Below are 1,529 nucleotides of genomic sequence, written 5' to 3' on the forward strand. Positions count from 1 at the left end.
GGGTTCTACAATATTTGGTACTGATAGATTTTCACTACGTGAAATTTTATTAGTACTATTTTTAGTTTGTTGGTATTATTTAAACAAAAAAAGAAGATAGCCGCACCCTATCTTTCCAGAAAGGAACCATCTTCATGAATGATTGTATCAGAAAAGCGCTTGGAATTACAGATCCTAGAATTGAATTAGACGAAAAAGAAAAATATAGAACCGTAATGACCGACAAAGGTCAAGCGACGTTGTGGTTTTGTAAGCTAACTTATCCGTTGCTGTGCCCAAATTGTCATGAACTAATGAATAAAAATGGTATGAAGGTTGTCACCCATCAAGGTAATCCAAGTGGAACCAGTTTAAACTTTATTCGCATCAGAAAACAAAAGTATATTTGTAAACATTGTGGGAGAACCGAACTAGCGTCACTTAGTGACGTTAAAAAGAATGATCATATATTCTCATCTATAAAATCGGTTATCGCTTTACAGGTTCCAGAAGATATGAGTATGACCTTAATTGGTAAATTAAATCATGTTTCTTCTAACACCGTTTATCGTGCAATTGCGGGGCTTGAAGAGTACCTGAAGCCTAATTATCATTTCTTACCTAGCCACATTGCCTTCGATGACTTTAGTTCAGGTAGATTTTCAAAAAGCGGAATGAGCATCTTATTAGTTAATATCGAAAATCACCGCACCCTCGATGTAATCAAAGATCGTGGCGGTAATAATCTAGAGAAGTATTTTATGCGTTACGAACATAAAGTACGAGCAGCAGTCTCAACAGTGACAGTGGACTTATTTTCTCCTTACCGTCCAATGATAAAACGAATGTTTCCAAATGCGACAATCCTAGCGGATCATTTTCACGTTGCCGTTCAAGTTTATGAAGCCTTAAAGAGAGTCCGTATCCATGTTATGAAAGAATTTCCAAAGGATTCCAGAGAACGTAGACAACTAAAAAAGTTTTGGAAACTGATTATGAAATATGAATCTGATTTAGACAATACTGTAAGACGCAAACGAGCAAATTATAGAGGCGCATTATTAACTGACAACGAAGTTGTTCAGCGTCTATTGACGCTATCACCGATGTTGAAAGACGCCTATGACTTCTATCAAGATATTTTATTTGCCATGCATAAACAAGATATGAATCTACTAAAACGAGTCCTATGGCCATCCAAGGACGACTTGCAATACAATATTTCTGACGAAATGAAGAAGGCTAAACAAACATTAAGAAGGCATTTTGAAGAAATTAAAAATAGCTTCATTGATAAAAACCAATCCTTTACCAATGGCCCTGTTGAAGGATGCAACAATAAAATCAAAACAATCAAAAAAACCGCCTATGGTTTTAGAAACTTCAATAACTTTAGAATAAGAATCTTAGTAGCTTTTTCCACTAGTTTTTACGCACTGAATTATAAAAATCAAGTAAAAGAAAAAGCAGTTAAACCTCCTATTGGAGATTTAGCTGCTTAAAGACGAAGTCTTTAAAATTTTCTATCAGTACTTCTTGACGAAGAACCT

1 protein-coding gene is annotated in these 1,529 nt (G+C 35.1%); it reads left to right on the forward strand.

Annotated elements, in window-relative coordinates; genetic code table 11:
* The first annotated feature begins 134 nt into the window (after positions 1-134).
* The gene (locus FD44_RS09870; RefSeq protein ID WP_056973927.1) at positions 135-1,481 is read left to right on the forward strand and encodes an ISL3 family transposase; all 1,347 of its coding nucleotides are present in this window, start codon (positions 135-137) and stop codon (positions 1,479-1,481) included.
* Positions 1,482-1,529 lie beyond the last annotated feature (48 nt).

The sequence above is a fragment of the Secundilactobacillus malefermentans DSM 5705 = KCTC 3548 genome, assembly GCF_001436395.1.
GTDB lineage: Bacteria > Bacillota > Bacilli > Lactobacillales > Lactobacillaceae > Secundilactobacillus > Secundilactobacillus malefermentans.